The organism is Streptomyces sp. SID13031 (assembly GCF_010548305.1).
Taxonomy (GTDB): domain Bacteria; phylum Actinomycetota; class Actinomycetes; order Propionibacteriales; family Kribbellaceae; genus Kribbella.
In genome coordinates this window covers 1-408 of record NZ_JAAGLV010000103.1, presented here as the reverse complement: position 1 = coordinate 408, position 408 = coordinate 1, and the positions used below count along the sequence as shown (strand labels likewise).

The 408-nt window shown below is 68.6% G+C and carries 1 pseudogene; it reads left to right on the top strand.

Going from position 1 to position 408, the window contains the following annotated elements:
- Positions 1-408: pseudogene (locus G3I17_RS39440) on the top strand (Tat pathway signal protein); the annotation flags it as partial.

The following is a 408-nucleotide window of genomic DNA, read 5'->3' as shown; positions in this document are numbered from 1 at the left end:
CGCCACGAAGCGCGTGTAGCCCTCCTCCGGGCTGAGGACGACCTCGCAGCGGCAAAGCCCGGAGATGACGAACCCACCCGGGTCTGGTTCTTCTCCGAGGCCAGCCTGGCGCACGAGACAGCTCGCACGCTCTGGGCTCTCGGCGACCTCCAGGGGGCCCAGGACGAGTTCTGGCGCAGCGTCCATATGAGGGAGACCGGTGCCTTCGGTCGCACTCACGTCGTGACCTTGGGGTACCTGGGCGCTGCGCAGGCGAGTCAGGGCAACGTCGAGGCGGCGTGCAGCACTTGGGCCCAAGCCCTGGACGCCATGAACGGCGTCCATTCCGGTCGAGCCCGCGAAGCGGTGATCAACATGCGCCGGGTTCTCTCCCCGTATCGCAACCCTGGGATCAGCGCGGCGCCGGAG